This window comes from Cupriavidus sp. DF5525, from assembly GCF_040149425.2.
GTDB lineage: Bacteria > Pseudomonadota > Gammaproteobacteria > Burkholderiales > Burkholderiaceae > Cupriavidus > Cupriavidus pickettii_A.
This window is the reverse complement of record NZ_CP168265.1, coordinates 1,636,605-1,655,843: the sequence shown is the minus strand read 5'-3', so window position 1 is coordinate 1,655,843 and position 19,239 is coordinate 1,636,605. Positions and strand designations below refer to the sequence as shown.

The window sequence follows — 19,239 nt, the reverse complement described above, 5'->3', positions numbered from 1 at the left end:
GAATGACGATTAGCGATTATGACAACGTGGTGCTGGCCGCCGGCGTGGAGGTGCCATACCGCCGCCAGGCAGCGGAGGAGAGCACCGCAGACCTGCTGGCGCAGGCGTTCAGTGCCGCGCTCGTCCAGTCAGGATTCACCTCGAGCGAGGTTGACGGGCTCGGCGTGGCCTCATTCACACTGGCTCCCGATCATGCGATCGATATGGCCTGGCGGCTTGGCCTCAGTCCCCGCTGGTCCATGGACGACTGCCATGGTGGCGCCAGCGCCATCAATCTGTTGCAGCACGCCGTGCGAGCGATACAGTGCGGCGACGCATCGGTGATCGTACTGCTGAGCGGCGATCGCTTTACGCCGGCCCGCTTCAAGCAACTGATCGAGCACTACAACCTGACGACCAGGACGTATCTGAGGCCTCTCGAACACGGGGGGCCGAATAGCGTGTTCGCCATGCTGACCCAACGGCATGCGCGTCGTCACGGACTGACGAGGCACGACTACGGCACCTTGTGCGTGGCGCAGCGCGCCTGGGCGGCGCGAAATCCAGGCGCGGTATATCGCACGCCGCTGACGCTCGACGAATACCTTTCCGCACCCATGATTGCGGATCCGCTGGGCCGTTTCGATTGCGTGCCCGTGGTCTGCGGCGCGAATGCGGTGGTCGTGGCCCGAGCCGATCTGGCGCGCCGCGCGGGCATTGCCGTACGCGTGCGGGCGCTGCAATGCCGCTATAACCTCGATCATCAGACCGGTGACGGGCTACAGACCGGGCTGGTCGCGCTGGCGGACGATCTGTGGCGGCAGGCCGGCGCCGGTCCGCAGGACATGGATCTGGTGTCGGTGTATGACGATTACCCGGTCATGGCGCTGGTGCAATTGGCCGATCTCGGCTTTGCGCCAGACGGGGATCTGCGTGGCCTGATTGCACGCATCGCCTCGCATGATTTGCCGGTGAATACGTCTGGTGGCCAGTTGTCCGCCGGCCAGGCGGGCGCCGCCGGGGGCATGCATGGATTGGTCGAAGCGCTTACCCAGTTGCGCGCGCAAGCCGGCGCACGGCAGGTGGCTGGCGCGCGCCTTGCCGCCGTGAGCGGCTATGGCATGGTCGAATATCGCTACGGCATGTGCGCGAACGCTGTGGTACTCGAGCGGGTGGAAGCAAGATGAACCTTATCGTTTTTCATTGCCGGCAATGCGACGCGGTGCTATTTCCCGCGCGCTATTTCTGCCCGCACTGCGGCGCGTCGGACTGGGAAGAGCAGGTCGCGGAAGGGGGCACGATCGAGGAAACAACGGTTGTGCGCCATCGCGTCGGCGCGCAGTGCGGTGAAGACGTGCACTTGGCCACGGTCAGGTCGACGGCCGGGCCGGTGGTGATTGCCCGTCTCGATGAAGCCATGCGTGCGGGCGCCATGGTCCGGCTGGAATTGGACGACGCGATGCGCGTTCTCGGACATGCCGGATCAGCGCATTGACGCACAGCATGGCTAGCTGTCGACGCCCCCGTGATGCACCGCCAGCCAAACCGTCGGCCCCGTCGCATCGGTCCACGCCACGCGATGCCGGCAATGCGCGGGCAAGTGCAGCCAGTCGCCAGGCTGCATCATATGCAGCCCTGGCTGGCCTTCCAGTTCCAGCGCGGCGCTGCCGCTGACCAGCAGCACCCACTCATCGTCCGCACTGTCGTACCAAAACCCCTCAGGGCTGCTCTGGCCGTTGGAGACGATGCGCTCGATCTTCAGGCCGGGGCGCGCCAGCAGCGGCTGGAAAATCTCCTCTGCCGCATTCGCCGGCACATCTGCCAGCAGGTTTCCATGCTCAGGCTTCATCCGTGCCTCCCGAAGGTCGTGGCGCGGGGACCTCAGTCGCCCGGCCCCGGCGCCAGCACATCGCGCGCGCCGTTGCGGCCCATCGGCGACACCAGCCCCGCGACTTCCATCTGTTCGATCAGCCGCGCCGCACGGTTGTAGCCGATGCGCAGCTGGCGCTGCACCGCCGAGATCGAGGCGCGGCGGCTGGTCAGCACAAAGCTGGCGGCCTCGTCGTAGAGCGGGTCGGCCTCGCCATCGCCGCCGCCGTCGCCGAACAGGTCGGCGCCGCTGGCCTCGGCCGGGTCGCCGGCGAGGATGGCTTCATCGTAATCCGGCTCGCCGAACTGCTTCCAGTGCTCGACCACGCGGTGCACTTCGTCGTCGGCGACAAAGGCGCCATGCACGCGCTGCGGGTAGCCGGTGCCCGGCGGCAGGAACAGCATGTCGCCCTGGCCGAGCAAACTCTCCGCGCCCATCTGGTCGAGGATGGTGCGCGAATCGATCTTGGACGAAACCTGGAACGCCACCCGCGTCGGGATATTGGCCTTGATCAGGCCGGTGATCACGTCCACCGACGGGCGCTGCGTGGCCAGGATCAGGTGGATGCCGGCGGCGCGCGCCTTCTGTGCCAGGCGCGCGATCAGTTCTTCGATTTTCTTGCCGGCGACCATCATCAGGTCGGCCAGCTCGTCGATCACCACCACGATCATCGGCAGACGCGACAGCGGCTCGGGTGCGTCCGGGGTCAGCGAGAACGGGTTGGGCACCTTCTGCTCCGCGGACTCGGCGGCGCGGATCTTCTGGTTGTAGCCGGCGAGGTTGCGCACGCCCAGCGCGGACATCAGCTTGTAGCGCTTCTCCATCTCGCCGACGCACCAGTTGAGCGCGTGCGCGGCCTGCTTCATGTCGGTGACCACCGGCGCCAGCAGGTGGGGAATGCCTTCGTAGACCGACAGCTCGAGCATCTTGGGGTCGATCATGATCATGCGCACGTCTTCCGGCGTGGCCTTGTACAGCATCGACAGGATCATGGCATTGACCGCCACCGACTTGCCCGAACCGGTGGTGCCGGCAACCAGCAGGTGCGGTGCGCGCGCCAGGTCAGTGACGACCGGGTTGCCAGTGATGTCCTTGCCCATCGCCAGCACCAGCCGCGAATGGTGCGCCTGGAACGAGGCGGCGTTGACGATCTCGGACAGGCGGATCATCTGCCGGCGCGCATTAGGCAGCTCCAACCCCATGCAGGTCTTGCCGGGAATGGTCTCGACCACGCGGATCGAGGTCACGCCCAGCGCGCGTGCCAGGTCCTTCATCAGCCCGACCACCTGCGCGCCGCGCACGCCCATGGCGGGTTCGACCTCGAAGCGCGTGATGACCGGGCCGGCGCCGGCGCCGACCACGGCGACGGGCACCTTGAACTCGGCCAGCCGCTGGGCGATCAGTTCGCCGGTTTCGCGCAGGCGTTCTTCCGAGACCTGCTCGGCGCTGTCGACCTCGCTTTCGAGCAGGTCGAAGGGCGGTAGGCGGTAGTCGACGACCGGGCGCGGTGCTGGCGGTACCGGTGGAACCGGGGCCGACGCGGGAACTGCGGTGGGCTGGGCGGTGGCCAGCGGCACGGTGCGGCCGACCACGGCGGGCAGCACGATACGGGGCTTGGCTGCCGGAACCGGCGGCGGGAGGTTGGCCGGGGGTTCGGTGTCTTCGACCGTTTCGACCGTTTCGACCGTTTCGACCGTTTCGACGGCTTCCACGGCTTCCACGGCTTCCACGGCTTCCACGGCTTCCGAGGTTACTTCGGCAGCTTCCACTGTTTCGACGGCTTCGACGGATTCAGCAGCTTCGACAGGCGCCGTGGTTTCCGCGACGATATCGGCGTCCTCTTCGACCAGTCCGTTGGCATCCATCAGCGCTTCGGTGTCGCTGTCGGACGCTGCCGGCTCCTCGAAGGGCTCCGGCGCACTCCCCTCCTCCGCCATCGCCGTGGTGGCCACCGCTTGCGCAACGGCCTCGGCACCGGTGATTTCAAGCTCGGCCTCGAGGGCTTCGGCGAGGTCGTCCGCAATGGTGGCTGAGTCGGCCTGGACCGCCTCCAGCTGGACGTCAGCTTCCGCTTCGGCTTCGGCTTCCGCGTCGGCTTCGGCTTCCGCTTCGGCTTCGGCTTCGGCTTCGGCTTCGGCTTCGGCTTCGGCTTCGGCTTCGGCTTCGGCTTCGGCTTCCGCTTCCGCTTCCGCTTCCGCTTGCGCTTGCGCTTGCGCTTGCGCTTGCGCTTGCGCTTGCGCTTGCGCTTGCGGAGCGATGCTGTCGGGCGCGGCAAGTTCCGGATCGGCGGGAATATCGGCAGCCGTCTCCGTGGTGGCGGCGATTGTCTCCGGCTCGATCGCAGCTTCCGGCATCGGAACAGGCTGGAGCACTGCCGACTTGCGCGACAAGGCCTGCAGTTCGGCCAGCAGGTCCAGCGCTTCCTGGCGGATGGCGGCCAGCGTGACTTCATCGGCCTCGTCGGCGATGGCGTCCGGCGCATCGTCCGCTTCAGCCGCAGCGTCCACCGCGCCCACTGCGGAACCGGGCTGGGCCGGCGCTGCGATGGCACTCGCCTCGGCCGCCATCGGCGCCTCGGCTTCATTAATAGCAACAGACGGTGCCGGGGCGGCCACCGGCTCGGTCGCAGCCACGGTGGCCGCAACCGGCGCAGGCGCGGCGGATGCCCCCGCAGCCGGTGCCGCTACGGCAGCCGCTGCAACGGTCGCCGTAGCCGTCTTGCCGGCAGCCTCCGGCAGCGTCGTGATCGCCGCACGATCCAGCGGCCGCGGCTGGCGGAACGGGCTGCTGACGACAGTCGCGCGCAGCGCTTGCGCCGGCCGCGACGCCGCCGCGGGTGCCGGCGTGGCGGTATTGACAGGCTTGCGCGCCGCCGGCGGCGCGGGGCGCGGTGCCGGTGCCGGCGCGGGCTGCACAGGCGGCACCGGCGACGACGCGCGCGCCGGCTTCACCGCCCCGGGAGAATCGGCATGGTGCAGCCAGATCTCGCCCGGCTGCGGCGGGGATTCGCGCGTGCGGCGCGGCGGCTGCCAGGCAGGCTGGCGGCGTGCGGACACGGCTTCGAAGCTGCGGTGGCGCGGGGTCGGAGCAGCCCAGCCGGCATTGCCGACTACGGTGGCATCCCGGCGCTCGGTCTCGCGCAGCGGTTGCGTGGCGGCGAACACGGCCGGCGCTTCGTCCGGCGCGGCATCGGCAGCCGGCGCGCGGCGCGGCTTGCGCGAGAACAGATTGCGCCAGGTCTCGCCGAACACCATCGGCGCGGCCAGCGCCAGCACGCCCAGCATCAGCAGCAGCGCACCGGTCCAGCCGAACAGGTTGCCCATCAGGCCGGCCAGCGCGCGGCCGGCCGAGCCCCCGGCGCTCGATTCCGGATCGGCGCCGCCGGTGAGCGCTTCCAGGCTGGCGCTGGCGCACAGCACCGCCAGCGTGCCAAGCCACACGCGCAGCGAGCCCGGCCCCGCGAGCCGGCGCTCGCCGGCAAGCCAACGCGAGACCAGCCGCCAGATCAGCGGCACTACCCAGAAGGTCGAGAATCCGAACCAGCCAAAACCCATTATCGACATGCCATGTTCAAAACTACGGGCAGCGATTGTAGCGGTTATGGCAGGGCGCCATTGGGTCGGAAAGCGCAAATATTCGTAACGCCGTGCATCTGCTGCGCGTTTTCCACGGGGCAGCATGGCAAACTCTGCGCCAGTTGATGGTTCTCTCCGCCGTGCGGCGCTACCATGCGGCAAATCCCGCATCCCGACGCTCAAGCTGCTGGCGGACCTGCCCTTCACACAACTGAAACTGGACCGCTCCTTCGCCGCCGAAATCGACCGCCCCGGGCCGCGCGCCGCCATCTGCCGCAGCATGATCGGCATGGCCCTGGACCTGGGGCTCGAATGCGTGGCCGAAGGCGTCGAGACCGACGCGCAGCGCAGCGCGCTGGTGGCGCTGCGCTGCGCCCTTGGCCAGGGCTACCTGTGGTCGGCGCCCAAGCCGGTGGATGCCTTCGTCGCCGATGCCATCGACCGCGCGGTGCCGCCGGCCTAGCCGGTAGCAAGCCCGTCGCTACTGCCCGGCGCGGAACGGGTACTTGGCGAAGATCTGCGCCACCACCTTGTCGATACGCTGCTGCGCGTTGGCCTGGTCGCGCGCATCGACGCTGCCCACTGCCACGCCTTCCCACACCAGCTTCTTTTCCCTGCGGTCGACCAGGTCGATATTGAGCGTGCCTTCGGTGTAGGTGTAGACGTCGTTGTAGAAGCCGTAGCCCGGCCAGGGCGCGTACAGACCGCCGCGGTAGCCGTAGTACCCCATCATCGGCGCCGGTGACGGGCTGACCTGCACCTTCTCCTGCAGTTGCGTGTTGAAGTTGACCAGCAGGTCGGGCGACTGCGGTGCGTAGCGGTAGCCGCGCGCGTCCATCTCACGACGCACGGCGGACTTCAGGTACTGGGTGGTCAGGCTTTCGTAGCCCTGCCGGTCGGTGCCGGGATTGTCGACAAAGCCGAAGCTGCGGTACGCGCTGAAGTTGGTGGTGCGGCTGTAGTCGGTCTTGATGTCGGGCACGCTGGCACAGCCTGCCAGGGTCAGTGCCGCCACGGCCACCGCAGGGCACAACAGCCGGAAGGATTTCACGATACACCTCCGTGAGGCCGCACCCGCGCGTGGGCGCAGCCCTTGCAGTCCGTCTTCTTCAGTCCGCCATCGCCAGCGGCGCCGGGACGCGCCGCGGCACCGTGGACTCCGGCAAGCCGCCGGACTAGTTCAGCTTGCCGTTGAGACCACCCACGCTGAGGCGGCCGGCACCCAGCAGGGCCACCGCCAGCGCCGCGCCCAGGTACATGCCCTGCAGTTCCAGCGCCCAGCCGCCGGTATCGGACAGCATGCCGAACTGCTTGCTGTGCACCAGCCCCAGCGCGAACAGCATGTTGAGGGCGACGATCACCGCCGCCAGCCGGCTCCACAACCCGATGATCAGCAGGATCGGCGCCACCACTTCCCCAATATAGACACCATAGGCGACCCACTCCGGCAGCCCGGCGTTCGCGACCACCTTCGCCACGAAGCCGATGCCGGAGGCGCCAGTCAGCTTGGCGATCCCGTGCAACAGGATCAGCACGCCAAGCACGATGCGCAGCAGCGCCTTGCCCAAGTCCTGGGAACCCTGAGAGCCACCCATGCCATTCTCCTTGCCGAGTTAAATGCCGAAATCCAGGGCGGACAAGCCGGGCCGGTGCCGGCCACAGCCATGCGCCTTTACCCTCACGCGCAGGGTCCGCCCCATGTACCTTAGTGCGAGCCGGCGTGAAGGTAAAGCCGCAAGGATGAACGATGGCTTCACCAGGATGCGGCGGACCCACCACTTGCCAGCCTCAACGTTGCCAGCCACGCTGTGCGCCGCGCTACACCACCCGGTGCATCGCCGGCTGCCGTGGCTCATGCATGCCGACCTTTTGCACACACTCGGGCAGGACCTCGCCGAGAAAATCGAGGAAGCGCCGGGTGGCCGGCGTCACGCCCTTGCGCGACGGGAACACCGCGTGCAGCGTGCCGACCGGCATCTCGTACTGCGGCAGCACCAGCTCCAGCTCGCCGTTCTCCAGCGCCTCGCGGCAATACATGCGCGGCAGCATCGCGACGCCGACGCCGGCGATGGCCGCCTCGCGCAGCAGCGCAAATTCATCGGTAATCAGGCGCGGGTCGTAGGCGATCTGGACCGATTCGCCGGTCTTGCTGCGCAGCGTCCAGACATGCTTGCCGTCGTGCGGCTTCTGACCCACGCCCGGCATGCCATCCAGCGCCTGGGCGGTGCGCGGCCGGCCGATGCTGTCGAGCAGCGCGGGGCTCGCCACCAGCATCACCTGGCTTTCGCCGAAGGTGCGCACCACCAGGCTGGAGTCTTCCATCACGTCGCGCACACGCAGCGCCAGGTCGAAGCCCTCGCCGATCACGTCCACGCGCCGGTTGGTGGCTTCCAGTTCGATCCGCACCGCCGGGTTGGCGCGCATGAACAGGCCGATGGCCGGCGCCAGCAGGTTCTGGGCGACGCCAACCGGGCAGCTCACCCGCAGGTCGCCGCCGGGCTGCTCGCGCGCCTGCTCGATGACTTCGCGGGCGGCCTCGGCCTCCTTGAGCATGGCGCGGCAGCGTTCGTAGAAGGACTCGCCGAGCGGCGTTACGCGCACCTGGCGTGTGGTCCGGCGCAACAACTGCACACCCAGGTCGCGCTCGAGCTGGGCAATGCGCCGGCTCAGCCGCGACTTGGGCACGCCGGTGGCGCGGCTGGCGGCGGAAAAGCTGCCGTGTTCGACCACCTGGGCGAACAGGGACAGGTCGTTGAGGTCTTGCATGGAAAGGCTCCAGGATCACCGCGCAGGGCTTATCTGGCAGGAGAATGGCCGGAATAGCCGCCAGATTGGCGTTGCATCGGTAGAACAATCCTTTGCATTTTGCCTCACTACCGATACCAATGGGCAGCCAGTATCTTTCTTCCATCGCAACCGCACCTTGTGGAGAAAGACATGAACATCCTGCAGATCGATTCCAGCGTCCTCGGCGACAACTCCGTTTCGCGCACCCTGACCGCCAGCGTGGTGGCCGACCTGGTCGCCGCCAACCCGGGCGCCACCGTGACCGTGCGCGACCTGGACACGGACGCGCCGGCCCACCTGTCGGGCAACCTGCTGCCCGTGCTGGGCGGCCCCAAGGACGGCCTGAACGCCGTGCAGGAAGCCGAGCTGCAGCGCACCGAGCAATGGCTGGCCGAGTTCCTGGCCGCCGACGTGCTGGTGGTGGGCGTGCCGCAGTACAACTTCAGCATCCCGAGCCAGCTCAAGGCCTGGATCGACCGCATTGCGCAGGCCGGCCGCACCTTCACGTACACCGAGAACGGCCCGGTGGGCCTGGCCGGCGGCAAGCGCGTGATCGTGGTGTCGTCGCGTGGCGGCGTGCGCCAGGATGCCAATGAACTGGACCTGCACGAGAAGACCGTCGACGTGGTGTTCCGCTTCCTCGGCATCACCGACATCACCTACGTGCGCGCCCACGGCCTGGCCATGGGTCCGCAGTTCCGCGAAGCCGGCCTGGCCAGCGCCCGCACCGAGATCGCGGCGCTGAACGACGCCAGCCGCCTGGCTGCCTGAGGCGCCGACGGTGGGAGCCAGGCGCTGTAGGACGGCGCCGGCTCGCCCCGGGGACAGATCAGGTCTATGATGGATCGGGGCGCTACGGCGCCCCGCGTGCCATGGGCGGCGCGCTGGCGCAGGGCGCAAGCCCGGGCTGGCAGGCCGCCTGCAGTCATCGACCGATCCATCTCCGGGAGCCCGCATGACTTCAGCCCTGTTGCCCGCCGCCGCCGTCCATCCCCCGCACGAACCCGCCCTGCTTTCGCAGTATCGCCATGTACGCGCCGCCACCGAAGCCATGGTGGCCGACCTGTCCGATGCCGATGCCACCGTGCAGTCGATGGACGACGCCAGCCCGGCAAAATGGCATCTCGCGCACACCACCTGGTTCTTCGAGGAATTCGTGCTGGCCGCGCGCATCCCCGATTACGAGCCGGTGGACCCGGACTACCGCTACCTGTTCAACTCCTACTACGAGGCCGTCGGCCAGCGCCACCCGCGCCCGCAGCGCGGGCTGCTCAGCCGCCCCTCGCTGGACGAGGTGCTGGCCTACCGCGAGGGTGTGGACGAATCGATGATGTCGCTGCTGGGCAAGGCCCAGACCGACGACGAAGCCGCGCTGATCACGCTCGGCCTCCAGCACGAACAGCAGCACCAGGAGCTGCTGCTGACCGACATCCTGCACCTGTTCGCGCAGAATCCGCTGCGCCCCGCCCTCGCGCCGGAGCTGACCGCGCCGGTGATCGCCGACCCGCGGCCCGCGCCCGACTGGATCGGCTTTGACGGCGGCGTGGTCGAGATCGGCCATGGCGGCGAGGACTTTGCCTTTGACTGCGAAGGGCCGCGCCACAAGGTCTACCTGCAGCCGTTCCTGCTGTGTTCGCATCCGGTCAGCAACCGGCAATGGTTCGAGTTTATCGAGGACGGCGGCTACCAGACCGCGGGCCTGTGGCTGTCGGACGGCTGGCGCTGGGTATGCGAGCAAGGCATTCAGGCCCCGCTCTACTGGGAGGCGCGCGAGGGCACGTGGTGGCAGATGACGCTGCGCGGCATGCATCCGGTCGACCCGGACAGCCCGGTGACGCATGTCAGCTTCTACGAGGCAGAGGCTTTTGCGCGCTGGGCCGAACGCCGGCTGCCGACCGAGGCGGAATGGGAGCACGCGGCGCGCAGCCTGCCGGCGACGGGGAATTTCGTCGAGGGGCGCGCGCTGCGGCCGCTGCCGGACCGGCAGAACACCTCGGGCGTGCTGCGCCAGATGTTCGGCGATGTGTGGGAATGGACCGGCAGCGCGTTCCTGCCATATCCGGGCTTCCGCCCGAGGGCCGGCGCGGTGGGCGAGTACAACGGCAAGTTCATGAGCGGCCAGATGGTGCTGCGAGGCGGGTCGTGCGTCACGCCGGAATCGCATATCCGGGCGACGTACCGCAACTTCTTCTATCCGCACCAGCGCTGGCAGTTCACCGGGGTGCGGCTGGCGGACGATGTCTAGGCCCGCGCCAGCCAGCGCCACGCCAGCCACGCCAGCACTACCCACACCAGCACGATGAGCACGGCGGCCGCGCGATTGCGCGGCCGTTTTGCCTGCGTGGCCTGCCACGCCTCGGCCCGGCCACGGCATTCATCCTTCACCGCAGGCGGAATCATCCGCAGCGTCAGCCAGATGCCCAGCGGCACCAGCAGCACGTCATCGATATAGCCCAGCACCGGGATGAAGTCCGGGATCAGGTCGATCGGGCTGAAGGCATAGGCCGCAACCAGCGCGGCCAGCAGTCGCGCGCCCCACGGCGTGCCGGGGTGGCGGCTGCAGAACCACAGCGTCAGCAGGTTCGCCTTGAGCCGGCGCGCCCACTGGCGCAGGCGTGCGCCGACGGCCATCGCCGCGCTCCGCGCTTACCAGCCCTTGGTCTTGGGCTGCTGCGCCGCGGGTTGCTGGGCCGCGGGCCGCTGCCCACCCGGCTCGCCGGTGGGCGCCTTCAGCGGCGGCGCCGCCACGATCGGCGTCTGCGGATACAGCTTCTGCCAGCGGTCCTTCAGACCCTTGGCGATCTCCGCCTGGTTGTAGCGCTCGGCAAAGTCGATCACGGTCATGCCCTGCTGGTTCTTCAGGCGCATGTCGGCGCCCTCGTCCAGCAGCAGCTTGACGGTCTCGATATGGCCGGCGCGCGCAGCCATCATCAGCGGCGTGGTGCCGTTGGGGCTTTCGGCATCGATATAGGCGGCATGTTCGACCAGGTACTTGACCACGTTGTTGTGGCCGTTGGTGGCCGCGTAGTGCAGTGGCGTCCAGCCGGTCTTGTTGATCTCGGCCTCCATCTCGTCGACCATCAGCTTGACCATGTCAAGCTGGCCCTGCATCGCCGCCATCATCAGCGGCGTCTCGCCGGCCGGGTTGGCCTTGTCGAAGTCGATGTCCTTGGCGCGGATCAGCACCGTGGCCACCTTCAGCGATTTCTCGCGCAGCGCCAGCACCAGCGCCGGGTTGCCGCGGCTGTCCACCAGGTTGGGATCGACGCCTTTGGCGAGCAGCTTCTTTACGGTGTTGGCGTCGTCGAACTCGACGGCCTTGCGCATGTCGTCGGCGGGCGCGGCCTGCGCCAGCGTGGCCGCGGCCAGCACCACGGCGCCGGCGGCACGGCGGACAAACTTCATGTCAAACATGAGAATTCCTGTCGATATGCCTGAATAGATTGAAAAAGTTTTCGGTAGTCTGCTCGGCTACCTGCTCCACCGGCACCCCGCGCAGCTGAGCGATAAACTCGCCCACATGGCGCACCCAGGCCGGTTCGTTGGTCTTGCCGCGGTACGGCACCGGCGCCAGGTAGGGCGAATCGGTCTCGATCAGCATGCGCTCCAGCGGCACCTTGCGCGCGGTTTCCTGCAGGTCGGCCGCGCTCTTGAAGGTGACGATGCCGGAGAACGAGATATGAAAGCCCTCGTCCAGCGCCTGGCGGGCGACGTCCCAGGTCTCGGTAAAGCAGTGCATCACGCCACCGGCTTCGCGCGCGTTCTCTTCGCGCATCAGGCGCAGCGTGTCGTCGGCCGATGAGCGGGTATGGATGATCAGCGGCTTGCCGGTCTGCTTCGCCGCGCGGATATGGGTGCGGAAGCGCTCTCGCTGCCATTCCATTTCGGCGATGCTGCGCCCGTTCAGGCGGTAGTAGTCCAGCCCGGTTTCGCCGGTGCCGACCACGCGCGGGTGGGCGGACAGTTCTACCAGGCGCTCGAGCGTCGGGTCCTCGCCTTCCTCGTAGTCCGGGTGGACACCGACCGACGCGTACAGGTTGGGATGCTGCTCGGCCAGCGCCAGCACGCGCGGGAAGTCTTCCAGCGTGACGGAAATGCACAGCGCATGCGTGACCTGGTTGGCGCGCATGTTCTCCAGCAGCTCCGGCAGCCGCGCAGCCAGCTCGGGGAAATCGATATGGCAGTGGGAATCAACAAACATGGGAAATCTCTTATGCGGGGGCGCGCAGGCCCGGTTCAGGCCTGCCGGGCGCCGGCCACGCGACGACCGAGGATGATCAGGTCGCGCTCGACGCCGTCGAGCACGGCCACGCGCGGCAGGTCGCCCCAGCGCGTGAAGCCCATCGCCTCAAACAGCCCGAGGCTGGGCGCATTGTGGCCGAAGATAAAGCCGAGCAGCGTGTTCACGCCGACCTGGGGCGCATGGTCGATGGCCTGCTGCAGCAGGTAGCGGCCCAGCCCCTGCCCGCGGCGCTGCGTGTCCAGGTAGATCGACACCTCGGCGGTGCCGCCATAGGCCGGGCGGCCGTAGAAGTCAGAGAAGCTCATCCAGCCGGCCATCTGGCCGTCGGCGTCCTCGCAAACCCATAGCGGCCGGCGCCCGGGCTGGTGCGCGTCGAACCAGGCCTGGCGCGAGGCCACGGTGACCGGCTCGGTATCGGCGGTGACCATGCGCGACGGCACGGTGCTGTTATAGATGGCGACGATGCCCGGCAGGTCGCGGGGCTCGGCAATACGCAGGGAAAATTCCGATGAATTCATTGAAAATCAATAGGTTGCGACAACAACTTCGCAACGTTCATAAGGTTTGCGTGGGGCGCCCGGACTCCAGCGTCTTGCCCAGAATCTCCTCCACCGCGCGGCGCAGGTTGCGCCCGTTGTCGTCGTCGGGGAAATGCACGCCGACGCCGGGGGTCTTCATCGGCGTGCCCGCCGGGGTGATCCAGGCCACATGGCCCGCGATCTGGTATTTCTGCGGCCGGTCCAGCAGCGACAGTACCAGGAACACCTGCTCGCCCAGCCGGAACGGCCGGTTTGACGGGACGAAGATGCCGCCGCGCGCCAGGAACGGCATGTAGGCCGCATACAGCCCGGCCTGGTCCTTGATCGATAGGGACAGGACATTGGGGCGCGAGGCCGCCCCGCTGCCGGTAGGCGCTTCCGGCGATGCGCCGGCAACTGCTGTGTTCATGGTTGACCCCCTGAATGACTATCGGTGCTGCTTATTGTTATGGCTTTGTTCTGAAACCTTGCTGCGCTACCGGAACAGCTGGCGGTACTCCAGGAATACCGCCTCCATCACCAGGCGTGCCGCCAGCGGATGGTTTTCGCTGCGTCGATGCGCGGTCAGCCGCGTCGCATAGGCCTGAAGTCGGTGCGCGTCGGTGGCCCCGGCGCAGCGCGCCAGCGCGGCACGCTCCTTGGGGAAATAACGCGGCAAGGAATGTGGCAAAGACGGCGGCGCGGTGCCCTCGCCGCCATCCAGGCGCAGCTTCAGCAGATCGTACGTCCAGCGCTGCAGGATGCCAAGCACGGCGGGCACCGGCAGCTTCTGCAGTTGCTCGGCCGCAGCGGAGGCGTCAAAGGCCGCGCCCGCGCCCAGCTGGCCGACCAGCCAGCGCTGCAGCGGCTGCTCCTCGGCCTCGGCCGCGTGCAGCGCGGTCAGCGGCGAGCCGCCGGCCTGGGCCAGTTGGGCTTCGGCATCCGCCACGCCCTGCCCGCGCAGCCAGGCCAGCGCGGCCTCCGGCGTCGGGCGCTGGGCCGAGAACTGGCGGCAGCGCGACAGGATGGTCGGCAGGATGCGGTCGAGCCGGTCGGTCACCAGCAGGAACACAGTAGACGACGGCGGCTCTTCCAGCGTCTTGAGCAGCGCGTTGGCGCCCTCGGCCTGCAGCGCATCGAGCGGGTACACCACCACCACGCGCAGCCCGGCGCGGTGCGTGCCCACGCCCACGGCCTCGATCAGCGCGCGCACCTGCTCCATGCGGATGATCTTGCTGGGCGCCTTCTTCTTGCCGCCCTCGTCGGTCTCGGGCTCGGCCGACGCGTCCAGCGCCTCGGGCCGCACCACGGTGAAATCCGGGTGGTTGCCCTGGCTGAACCAGTGGCAGGCGGCGCACTGGGCGCAGGGCTGGCCATCGGGCAGCGGCGCCTCGCACAGCAGACCCTGCGCGAAATGCAGCGCCAGGTCGCGCTTGCCGATGCCTTGCTGGCCATGGATCAGCAAGGCATGCGGCAACCGTTCGCGCAGCGCGCCGAGCCGTTGCCAGTCTTCCTTCTGCCAGGGATAGAGCATGCGAATCAGTGGGTTAGAAGCAAAATTTAAGGCTTTACCTGAGATACGAGCCGTGTTGCGGATTTCGCATCAGTGCGGATCGCGGAGATATCACGGCCCACGTATATCGGCACAAAATCAAAGCGTTGCAATGATAGCTTCGAGTTCTTCGCGAATCTCTTCAATGCTGCGGGTGGCGTCTATCACGCGGAAGCGCTGCGGCGACTGCGCGGCCCGGCGCAGGTACTCGTCGCGGGTGCGCTGGAAGAAAGCGCGGGATTCGGCCTCGAACTTGTCCGGCGAGCGCGCACCGGCAAGCCGTTCGCTGGCGGTTTCCAGCGGCACGTCGAACAGCAGCGTCAGGTCCGGCTGCAGGCCGTCCTGCACCCAGTCCTCCAGCACTTCGAGCCGCTGCGTCGACAAGCCCCTGCCCCCGCCCTGGTACGCGAAGGTGGCGTCGGTGAAGCGGTCGGAGATCACCCAGTCGCCCCGCTCCAGCGCGGGCGCGATGACCTCGGCGATGTGCTCGCGCCGGGCGGCGAACATCAGCAGCGCCTCGGTTTCCAGGTGCATCTTGCGGTGCAGCAGGATCTGGCGCAGGTCCTCGCCCAGCGGCGTGCCGCCCGGCTCGCGGGTGGTGACCACGCCGGGGACGCCGCTGCGCGCGCGCAGGCGGCCGGCGACCCAGTCGATATGGGTGCTCTTGCCGGCGCCGTCGATGCCTTCGAAAGTGATGAATTTTCCGCGCATGGAATGCCTATTTGCCGCGCTGGTACTTGTCGACCGCGCGGTTGTGTTCGGGAAGCGAGTTGGAGAAATGGCTGCTGCCGTCGCCGCGGGCGACGAAGTACAGCGCGTCGGACGGCGCCGGCGCGGTGGCCGCCGCCAGCGAGGCCAGCCCCGGCAGTGCGATCGGCGTGGGCGGCAGGCCGGTGCGGGTGTATGTATTGTACGGGGTGTCGGTCTGCAGGTCGCGCTTGCGCAGGTCGCCGTCGAAGCGCTCGCCCAGGCCGTAGATCACGGTCGGGTCGGTCTGCAGCATCATGTTCTTGCGCAGCCGGTTGAGAAATACGGCGGCGATCATCGGGCGCTCGGCGGCCTGGCCGGTTTCCTTCTCGACGATCGATGCCATCACCAGCGCCTCATACGGGGTCTTGTAGGGCAGGTCGGGCGCGCGCGCGTTCCAGGCTTCGTTCAGGCGGCGCTGCATGGCGCGGTAGGCGTGCTTGTACAGTTCGATATCGCTGCTGCCGCGCGCGAACAGGTAGGTGTCTGGGAAGAACAGTCCCTCGGGCGAGGCCTCGGCCGCACCGATCGCCTTCATCAGCTCCGCCTCGGACATGCCCTGGGTGTCGTGCCGCAGTGCCGGGTTGGCGTCAACGGCAGCCCGCATCTTGCGGAATTCCCACCCCTCGATCACGGTGACCACATAGTGCGTGACCTCGCCGCGCGCCAGCTTGCCGATGATCGACAGCGGCGTGGCGCCGGTCTCGAATTCATAGCCGCCGGCCTTCAGGTCCGGGCCGTGCCCGGTCAGGCGCACCAGCAGCATGAACAGCCGCGGGTCCATGCCGACGCCGCCGCGCTGGATCTGCCGGCCGACGCTGGCGACACTGGAATTGGGCTTGATCACCACTTCCACCGGCGAGTTTTTAAGGGTTAGCGGCTGATTGGCCCACCACGCGAACGCGCCGACGGCTGCCAGCGCAAACACCAGCACGGCAAATCCCAGGCGAAGGAAGAAACGTTTCATGTATCAGGAGTTGGGGGCGGCTGACCGGGCATCGGTGGGCTTGCGCACCGCCGCTTAACGTCACGTACTGCTGGCGCCGGCCGAAAATCTCATAGCCCCATATAATAACCGGCAGCCTCGCACCGACCCTGTGCAGCGGCTCCGGCGCCGCGCCGAATACGCCGTGAAGCCTGCACGACCGGTGCCTTCCCTCTCCCGTTTTGCCTCGACGATTGCCACGCAATGCCAGTGATGAATGCCCAAGCCCCGGAACTCGCCGCCAGCCATGATGCCCTGCAGGCAGGCGGAATCGTCTGCGCCCCCGCCGGGCTCGGGTTGATCCGCGTAGCCGGCGACGATGCCGCCAGCTTCCTGCATACCCAGCTGACCAATGCGGTCGAAGACCTGAAGCCGGGCGCCGCACGCCTGGCCGGCTACTGCTCGCCCAAGGGTCGCCTGCTCGCCACATTCCTGATGTGGCGTGATGCCGAAGGCATCGTGCTGCAGCTGTCGGCCGATATCCAGCCGGCGGTGCAGAAGCGCCTGTCGATGTTCGTGCTGCGCTCCAAGGCCAAGCTTAGCGATATCACCCCGGCCAGCGCGATCCTCGGGGTTGCCGGGACCGGCGCCGCCAAGGCGCTGGAAGCCGCTGGCCTGCCTGTGCCGGATGCGGCCTTCTCTGCAGTTAGCGCCGACGGTACGTCCGTGATCCGCCTGCCCGATGCCGCCGGCCAGCCGCGCTGGCAAATCGTGCTGCCGGCCGACAAGGCCGAGGCCGTGCGCGCCGCGCTGACGGCCACGCTGCAAAGCGCCCCGTCGTCGTTCTGGGACTGGCTCGAAGTGCAGTCCGGCCTGCCCCGCATCGTCGCGGCCACGCAGGAGCAGTTCGTGCCGCAAATGATCAACTACGAGCTGGTGGGCGGCGTCAATTTCCGCAAGGGCTGCTATCCCGGCCAGGAGGTGGTGGCACGCAGCCAGTACCGCGGCACGCTCAAGCGCCGCATGTGGCTGGTGCAGGGCGAAGGCGAGGTGCCGGCACCCGCGGCCGAGATTTTCAGGCCGGAAGACCCGGGCCAGCCGTGCGGCATGATCGTCAACGCCGCGCCCGCGCCGCAAGGCGGCTGGGCCGGACTGGCCGAGCTGAAGATCGACGCGGCCGTCGGTGCCGCAACGTCGGCGCTGCGCCTGGGCAGTGCCGAAGGCGCCGCGCTGGCGACCGCCGTCTTGCCTTACGAAGTACCGCTCGGCGAAGCCGCCCAGGCCGCCGGCTGAACCGACAGGACCTGCCATGAGTGACCATCTGTACGTCTATTTTCACGTGCCCGAGGCCGTCGCCACCGAGGCGTTGCCGCACTGGCACCGCTGGATGGAGACGGTTGCCGAGGCTACCGGAATTGGTGGTACGCTGATGCGCAGGCCCGAAACCCGCGCCGGCGTGCAGACCTGGATGGAGTGCTACGCCGACGTGCCGCCCGCCTTCGATGCCACGCTGGAAGGCCTGTGGCGCCAGAGCGGGCTGGACCAGTGGGTGGACGGCGAGCGGCGGGCCGAACACTTTATCGACCTGGACGTGCTGTAGGCGTCCGGGCTGCCGATGATGCGAAGTACGCCGGGATATTGCGCAGCAGCGCCCCGGCGGTAAAGGAAGCAAAGCGATGTGTCTGATCCTGGTTGCCTGGCAATCCCACCCGGACTATGCCCTGGTCGTCGCCGGCAACCGCGATGAATTCTATGCCCGCCCCGCGGCGGCCGCGCACTGGTGGCAGGAAGCGCCGCACGTGCTGGCCGGGCGCGACCTGGCGGAAGTCATCGGCGAGCCCGGCACCTGGATGGGCGTCAATGCCGACGGCCGCTTTGCCGCGCTGACCAACTACCGCGCCCCGTCCGAGAAACGCACCGATGCCCGTTCGCGCGGCGAGCTGGTGGCCGGCTTCCTGCGCGGCCATGAGGCCCCGTTCGACTACCTCGACGGGCTGGCCGGCGAAGACGGCTGCTATAACGGCTTCAACCTGCTGGCCAGCGACCTGCGCGAACTCTGGTGGTACAGCAATCGCTCGGCCTCGCGCCAACCGCAACGGCTGCGCCCGGGCCTGTACGGCCTGTCCAATGCCTTGCTCGACACGCCCTGGCCCAAGGTGCGCAGCCGCGTGGGCGCGCTGGCCGAGGTACTGGCGGCCGACAGCGGCCAGGCCAATGCCAGCGCCGAGCCTTATCTGAAGATGCTGGCCGACGAACGGCAGGCGGCGGATTTCGAGCTGCCGTCGACGGGCGTTGCGCCGGAATGGGAAAAGCTGCTGTCGTCCGCGTTTATCCGCTCGCCGATGTATGGCACGCGTGCCAGCACGGTGCTGCGCGTGCGCCACGACGGCCGCTTCGACCTGAGCGAGCGCAGCTTCGACGCCGGCGGGCGCGCGGGCGACGTCACTTACCACGGCACGCTGAACCTGTCGCGCGACACCGGCATCGTGCAGGCGCCGCGCTGATTGCCTGGGCGGACCTCAGTCCGCCAGCCGCTTGCGCATCTCGATATGCGGGATGCCGGCCTCTTCGAATTCCTCCCCGACCTGCGCAAAGCCCACGCGCGCATAGAACGGCGCGGCGTGGGTCTGGGCGTTGAGCACCAGTTCCGGATAGCCGAGCTGCTCCGCCTGCTCCATCAGCGCTTTCAAGACCAGCGCACCGACGCCGGTGCCGCGCGCGCTTGCCAGCACGGCCATGCGGCCGATATGGCCGTCGGGCAGCAGCCGCCCGGTGGCGACCGGCGTGCCGTCCTCGGCCAGCGCCAGCGCATGCCAGCTCGGCTCGTCCCATTCATCCCATTCCAGCTCCACCGGCACGCCCTGCTCCTCGACGAAAACGGTGTAGCGGATGGCGCGCGCGCGTTCGCGGGCTTCGGACCAGGGGCAGATCAGGACGGTGACTGGCATGGCGGTGCAATCAGGCTGGTTGAATGGCAGCGCCCGAATCCGGGCGGGCGCCAATGATACGCCAGTGCTGCGGGTCGCGCATATCGCACCAAAGT

At 68.1% G+C, this 19,239-nt stretch carries 21 protein-coding genes and 1 pseudogene; 8 read left to right on the top strand and 14 right to left on the bottom strand.

Annotated features, from left to right (window positions below; genetic code table 11):
- Window positions 1-2 precede the first annotated feature (2 nt).
- Both ABNX08_RS07850 and ABNX08_RS07845 read left to right on the top strand, forming a co-directional pair.
- On the top strand, window positions 3-1,166 hold the full coding sequence (locus ABNX08_RS07850) for a thiolase family protein (protein WP_349604712.1): 1,164 nt from the start codon (window positions 3-5) through the stop codon (window positions 1,164-1,166).
- Window positions 1,163-1,474 carry a Zn-ribbon domain-containing OB-fold protein gene (locus ABNX08_RS07845; protein WP_022534631.1) on the top strand — a complete coding sequence of 104 codons (312 nt, stop codon included), beginning with the start codon at window positions 1,163-1,165 and terminating at the stop codon, window positions 1,472-1,474. Before ABNX08_RS07850 ends, ABNX08_RS07845 begins: the two co-directional genes overlap by 4 nt.
- Before the next feature lie 12 nt (window positions 1,475-1,486).
- On the opposite strand, the gene ABNX08_RS07840 is transcribed toward ABNX08_RS07845, so the two are convergent.
- Window positions 1,487-1,828 carry a cupin domain-containing protein gene (locus tag ABNX08_RS07840; RefSeq protein WP_022534630.1) on the bottom strand — a complete coding sequence of 114 codons (342 nt, stop codon included), beginning with the start codon at window positions 1,826-1,828 and terminating at the stop codon, window positions 1,487-1,489.
- 32 nt (window positions 1,829-1,860) lie between these two features.
- A complete protein-coding gene (locus ABNX08_RS07835; protein WP_349604714.1) occupies window positions 1,861-5,403 on the bottom strand; it encodes a DNA translocase FtsK 4TM domain-containing protein in 3,543 nt (1,180 codons plus the stop codon).
- 190 nt (window positions 5,404-5,593) lie between these two features.
- Here ABNX08_RS07835 and ABNX08_RS07830 point away from each other — a divergent pair.
- Window positions 5,594-5,887, top strand: a pseudogene (locus tag ABNX08_RS07830) (EAL domain-containing protein); the annotation flags it as partial.
- A gap of 18 nt (window positions 5,888-5,905) precedes the next feature.
- Here the strand turns inward: ABNX08_RS07830 and ABNX08_RS07825 are convergent.
- The 3 genes from ABNX08_RS07825 to ABNX08_RS07815 all read right to left on the bottom strand — a co-directional run bounded on the left by ABNX08_RS07825 (window position 5,906) and on the right by ABNX08_RS07815 (window position 8,190).
- Entirely contained in the window at window positions 5,906-6,475 is a 570-nt protein-coding gene (locus ABNX08_RS07825; RefSeq protein WP_022534627.1) for a DUF4136 domain-containing protein, read from the bottom strand.
- A 124-nt stretch (window positions 6,476-6,599) separates the two neighbouring features.
- Entirely contained in the window at window positions 6,600-7,019 is a 420-nt protein-coding gene (locus ABNX08_RS07820; RefSeq protein ID WP_022534626.1) for a DoxX family protein, read from the bottom strand.
- 223 nt (window positions 7,020-7,242) lie between these two features.
- Complete coding sequence (locus ABNX08_RS07815) at window positions 7,243-8,190, bottom strand: LysR family transcriptional regulator (protein WP_022534625.1); 948 nt, start codon at window positions 8,188-8,190, stop codon at window positions 7,243-7,245.
- Between the two features lie 171 nt (window positions 8,191-8,361).
- Here ABNX08_RS07815 and ABNX08_RS07810 point away from each other — a divergent pair, with 171 nt between their 5' ends.
- Both ABNX08_RS07810 and egtB read left to right on the top strand, forming a co-directional pair.
- The gene (locus ABNX08_RS07810) at window positions 8,362-8,982 is read left to right on the top strand and encodes an FMN-dependent NADH-azoreductase (RefSeq protein ID WP_022534624.1); all 621 of its coding nucleotides are present in this window, start codon (window positions 8,362-8,364) and stop codon (window positions 8,980-8,982) included.
- 184 nt (window positions 8,983-9,166) lie between these two features.
- On the top strand, window positions 9,167-10,456 hold the full coding sequence (egtB, locus tag ABNX08_RS07805; protein WP_022534623.1) for an ergothioneine biosynthesis protein EgtB: 1,290 nt from the start codon (window positions 9,167-9,169) through the stop codon (window positions 10,454-10,456).
- Here egtB and ABNX08_RS07800 read toward each other — a convergent pair.
- The 8 genes from ABNX08_RS07800 to mltG form a co-directional block, all read right to left on the bottom strand.
- Entirely contained in the window at window positions 10,453-10,842 is a 390-nt protein-coding gene (locus ABNX08_RS07800; RefSeq protein ID WP_349604573.1) for a YkvA family protein, read from the bottom strand. The genes egtB and ABNX08_RS07800 overlap by 4 nt on opposite strands.
- A gap of 15 nt (window positions 10,843-10,857) precedes the next feature.
- Window positions 10,858-11,625: an ankyrin repeat domain-containing protein gene (locus tag ABNX08_RS07795; protein WP_374063653.1), complete on the bottom strand. Its 768-nt coding sequence runs from the start codon at window positions 11,623-11,625 to the stop codon at window positions 10,858-10,860.
- Window positions 11,618-12,412 carry a TatD family hydrolase gene (locus ABNX08_RS07790; RefSeq protein WP_022534620.1) on the bottom strand — a complete coding sequence of 265 codons (795 nt, stop codon included), beginning with the start codon at window positions 12,410-12,412 and terminating at the stop codon, window positions 11,618-11,620. The genes ABNX08_RS07795 and ABNX08_RS07790 overlap by 8 nt, the downstream gene beginning before the upstream one ends.
- 35 nt (window positions 12,413-12,447) lie before the next feature.
- On the bottom strand, window positions 12,448-12,972 hold the full coding sequence (locus tag ABNX08_RS07785; RefSeq protein WP_022534619.1) for a GNAT family N-acetyltransferase: 525 nt from the start codon (window positions 12,970-12,972) through the stop codon (window positions 12,448-12,450).
- Between the two features lie 37 nt (window positions 12,973-13,009).
- Complete coding sequence (locus ABNX08_RS07780) at window positions 13,010-13,402, bottom strand: PilZ domain-containing protein (protein WP_022534618.1); 393 nt, start codon at window positions 13,400-13,402, stop codon at window positions 13,010-13,012.
- A gap of 66 nt (window positions 13,403-13,468) precedes the next feature.
- Entirely contained in the window at window positions 13,469-14,506 is a 1,038-nt protein-coding gene (locus ABNX08_RS07775) for a DNA polymerase III subunit delta' (RefSeq protein WP_022534617.1), read from the bottom strand.
- Between the two features lie 117 nt (window positions 14,507-14,623).
- Window positions 14,624-15,235, bottom strand: a complete 612-nt coding sequence (tmk, locus tag ABNX08_RS07770; protein WP_022534616.1) for a dTMP kinase — start codon at window positions 15,233-15,235, stop codon at window positions 14,624-14,626.
- 7 nt (window positions 15,236-15,242) lie between these two features.
- A complete protein-coding gene (gene mltG / locus ABNX08_RS07765) occupies window positions 15,243-16,238 on the bottom strand; it encodes an endolytic transglycosylase MltG (protein WP_022534615.1) in 996 nt (331 codons plus the stop codon).
- Window positions 16,239-16,460: 222 nt separating this feature from the next.
- On the opposite strand from mltG, the gene ABNX08_RS07760 reads away from it, so the two are divergent.
- From ABNX08_RS07760 to ABNX08_RS07750, 3 genes are all read left to right on the top strand, one after another.
- Window positions 16,461-17,489, top strand: a complete 1,029-nt coding sequence (locus tag ABNX08_RS07760) for a folate-binding protein YgfZ (RefSeq protein ID WP_022534614.1) — start codon at window positions 16,461-16,463, stop codon at window positions 17,487-17,489.
- A gap of 16 nt (window positions 17,490-17,505) precedes the next feature.
- Window positions 17,506-17,796 (top strand): DUF4936 family protein, encoded by a 291-nt coding sequence (locus ABNX08_RS07755; protein WP_022534613.1) that lies wholly within the window; start codon window positions 17,506-17,508, stop codon window positions 17,794-17,796.
- Between the two features lie 76 nt (window positions 17,797-17,872).
- On the top strand, window positions 17,873-18,700 hold the full coding sequence (locus ABNX08_RS07750) for an NRDE family protein (RefSeq protein ID WP_349604580.1): 828 nt from the start codon (window positions 17,873-17,875) through the stop codon (window positions 18,698-18,700).
- A gap of 15 nt (window positions 18,701-18,715) precedes the next feature.
- Here ABNX08_RS07750 and ABNX08_RS07745 read toward each other — a convergent pair whose 3' ends face one another.
- On the bottom strand, window positions 18,716-19,144 hold the full coding sequence (locus tag ABNX08_RS07745) for a GNAT family N-acetyltransferase (RefSeq protein WP_022534611.1): 429 nt from the start codon (window positions 19,142-19,144) through the stop codon (window positions 18,716-18,718).
- Window positions 19,145-19,239 lie beyond the last annotated feature (95 nt).

What these genes read in the sequence shown, in the direction of transcription:
- ABNX08_RS07775 (WP_022534617.1), bottom strand. Translation starts at nt 14,506, where the DNA reads ATGCTCTATCCCTGGCAGAAGGAAGACTGGCAACGGCTCGGCGCGCTG.
- tmk (WP_022534616.1), bottom strand. Translation starts at nt 15,235, where the DNA reads ATGCGCGGAAAATTCATCACTTTCGAAGGCATCGACGGCGCCGGCAAG.
- ABNX08_RS07840 (WP_022534630.1), bottom strand. Translation starts at nt 1,828, where the DNA reads ATGAAGCCTGAGCATGGAAACCTGCTGGCAGATGTGCCGGCGAATGCG.
- ABNX08_RS07810 (WP_022534624.1), top strand. Translation starts at nt 8,362, where the DNA reads ATGAACATCCTGCAGATCGATTCCAGCGTCCTCGGCGACAACTCCGTT.
- ABNX08_RS07780 (WP_022534618.1), bottom strand. Translation starts at nt 13,402, where the DNA reads ATGAACACAGCAGTTGCCGGCGCATCGCCGGAAGCGCCTACCGGCAGC.
- ABNX08_RS07745 (WP_022534611.1), bottom strand. Translation starts at nt 19,144, where the DNA reads ATGCCAGTCACCGTCCTGATCTGCCCCTGGTCCGAAGCCCGCGAACGC.
- ABNX08_RS07800 (WP_349604573.1), bottom strand. Translation starts at nt 10,842, where the DNA reads ATGGCCGTCGGCGCACGCCTGCGCCAGTGGGCGCGCCGGCTCAAGGCG.
- ABNX08_RS07750 (WP_349604580.1), top strand. Translation starts at nt 17,873, where the DNA reads ATGTGTCTGATCCTGGTTGCCTGGCAATCCCACCCGGACTATGCCCTG.
- ABNX08_RS07760 (WP_022534614.1), top strand. Translation starts at nt 16,461, where the DNA reads ATGCCAGTGATGAATGCCCAAGCCCCGGAACTCGCCGCCAGCCATGAT.
- ABNX08_RS07820 (WP_022534626.1), bottom strand. Translation starts at nt 7,019, where the DNA reads ATGGGTGGCTCTCAGGGTTCCCAGGACTTGGGCAAGGCGCTGCTGCGC.
- mltG (WP_022534615.1), bottom strand. Translation starts at nt 16,238, where the DNA reads ATGAAACGTTTCTTCCTTCGCCTGGGATTTGCCGTGCTGGTGTTTGCG.
- ABNX08_RS07850 (WP_349604712.1), top strand. Translation starts at nt 3, where the DNA reads ATGACGATTAGCGATTATGACAACGTGGTGCTGGCCGCCGGCGTGGAG.
- ABNX08_RS07755 (WP_022534613.1), top strand. Translation starts at nt 17,506, where the DNA reads ATGAGTGACCATCTGTACGTCTATTTTCACGTGCCCGAGGCCGTCGCC.
- ABNX08_RS07785 (WP_022534619.1), bottom strand. Translation starts at nt 12,972, where the DNA reads ATGAATTCATCGGAATTTTCCCTGCGTATTGCCGAGCCCCGCGACCTG.
- ABNX08_RS07835 (WP_349604714.1), bottom strand. Translation starts at nt 5,403, where the DNA reads ATGGGTTTTGGCTGGTTCGGATTCTCGACCTTCTGGGTAGTGCCGCTG.
- ABNX08_RS07815 (WP_022534625.1), bottom strand. Translation starts at nt 8,190, where the DNA reads ATGCAAGACCTCAACGACCTGTCCCTGTTCGCCCAGGTGGTCGAACAC.
- egtB (WP_022534623.1), top strand. Translation starts at nt 9,167, where the DNA reads ATGACTTCAGCCCTGTTGCCCGCCGCCGCCGTCCATCCCCCGCACGAA.
- ABNX08_RS07845 (WP_022534631.1), top strand. Translation starts at nt 1,163, where the DNA reads ATGAACCTTATCGTTTTTCATTGCCGGCAATGCGACGCGGTGCTATTT.
- ABNX08_RS07795 (WP_374063653.1), bottom strand. Translation starts at nt 11,625, where the DNA reads ATGTTTGACATGAAGTTTGTCCGCCGTGCCGCCGGCGCCGTGGTGCTG.
- ABNX08_RS07790 (WP_022534620.1), bottom strand. Translation starts at nt 12,412, where the DNA reads ATGTTTGTTGATTCCCACTGCCATATCGATTTCCCCGAGCTGGCTGCG.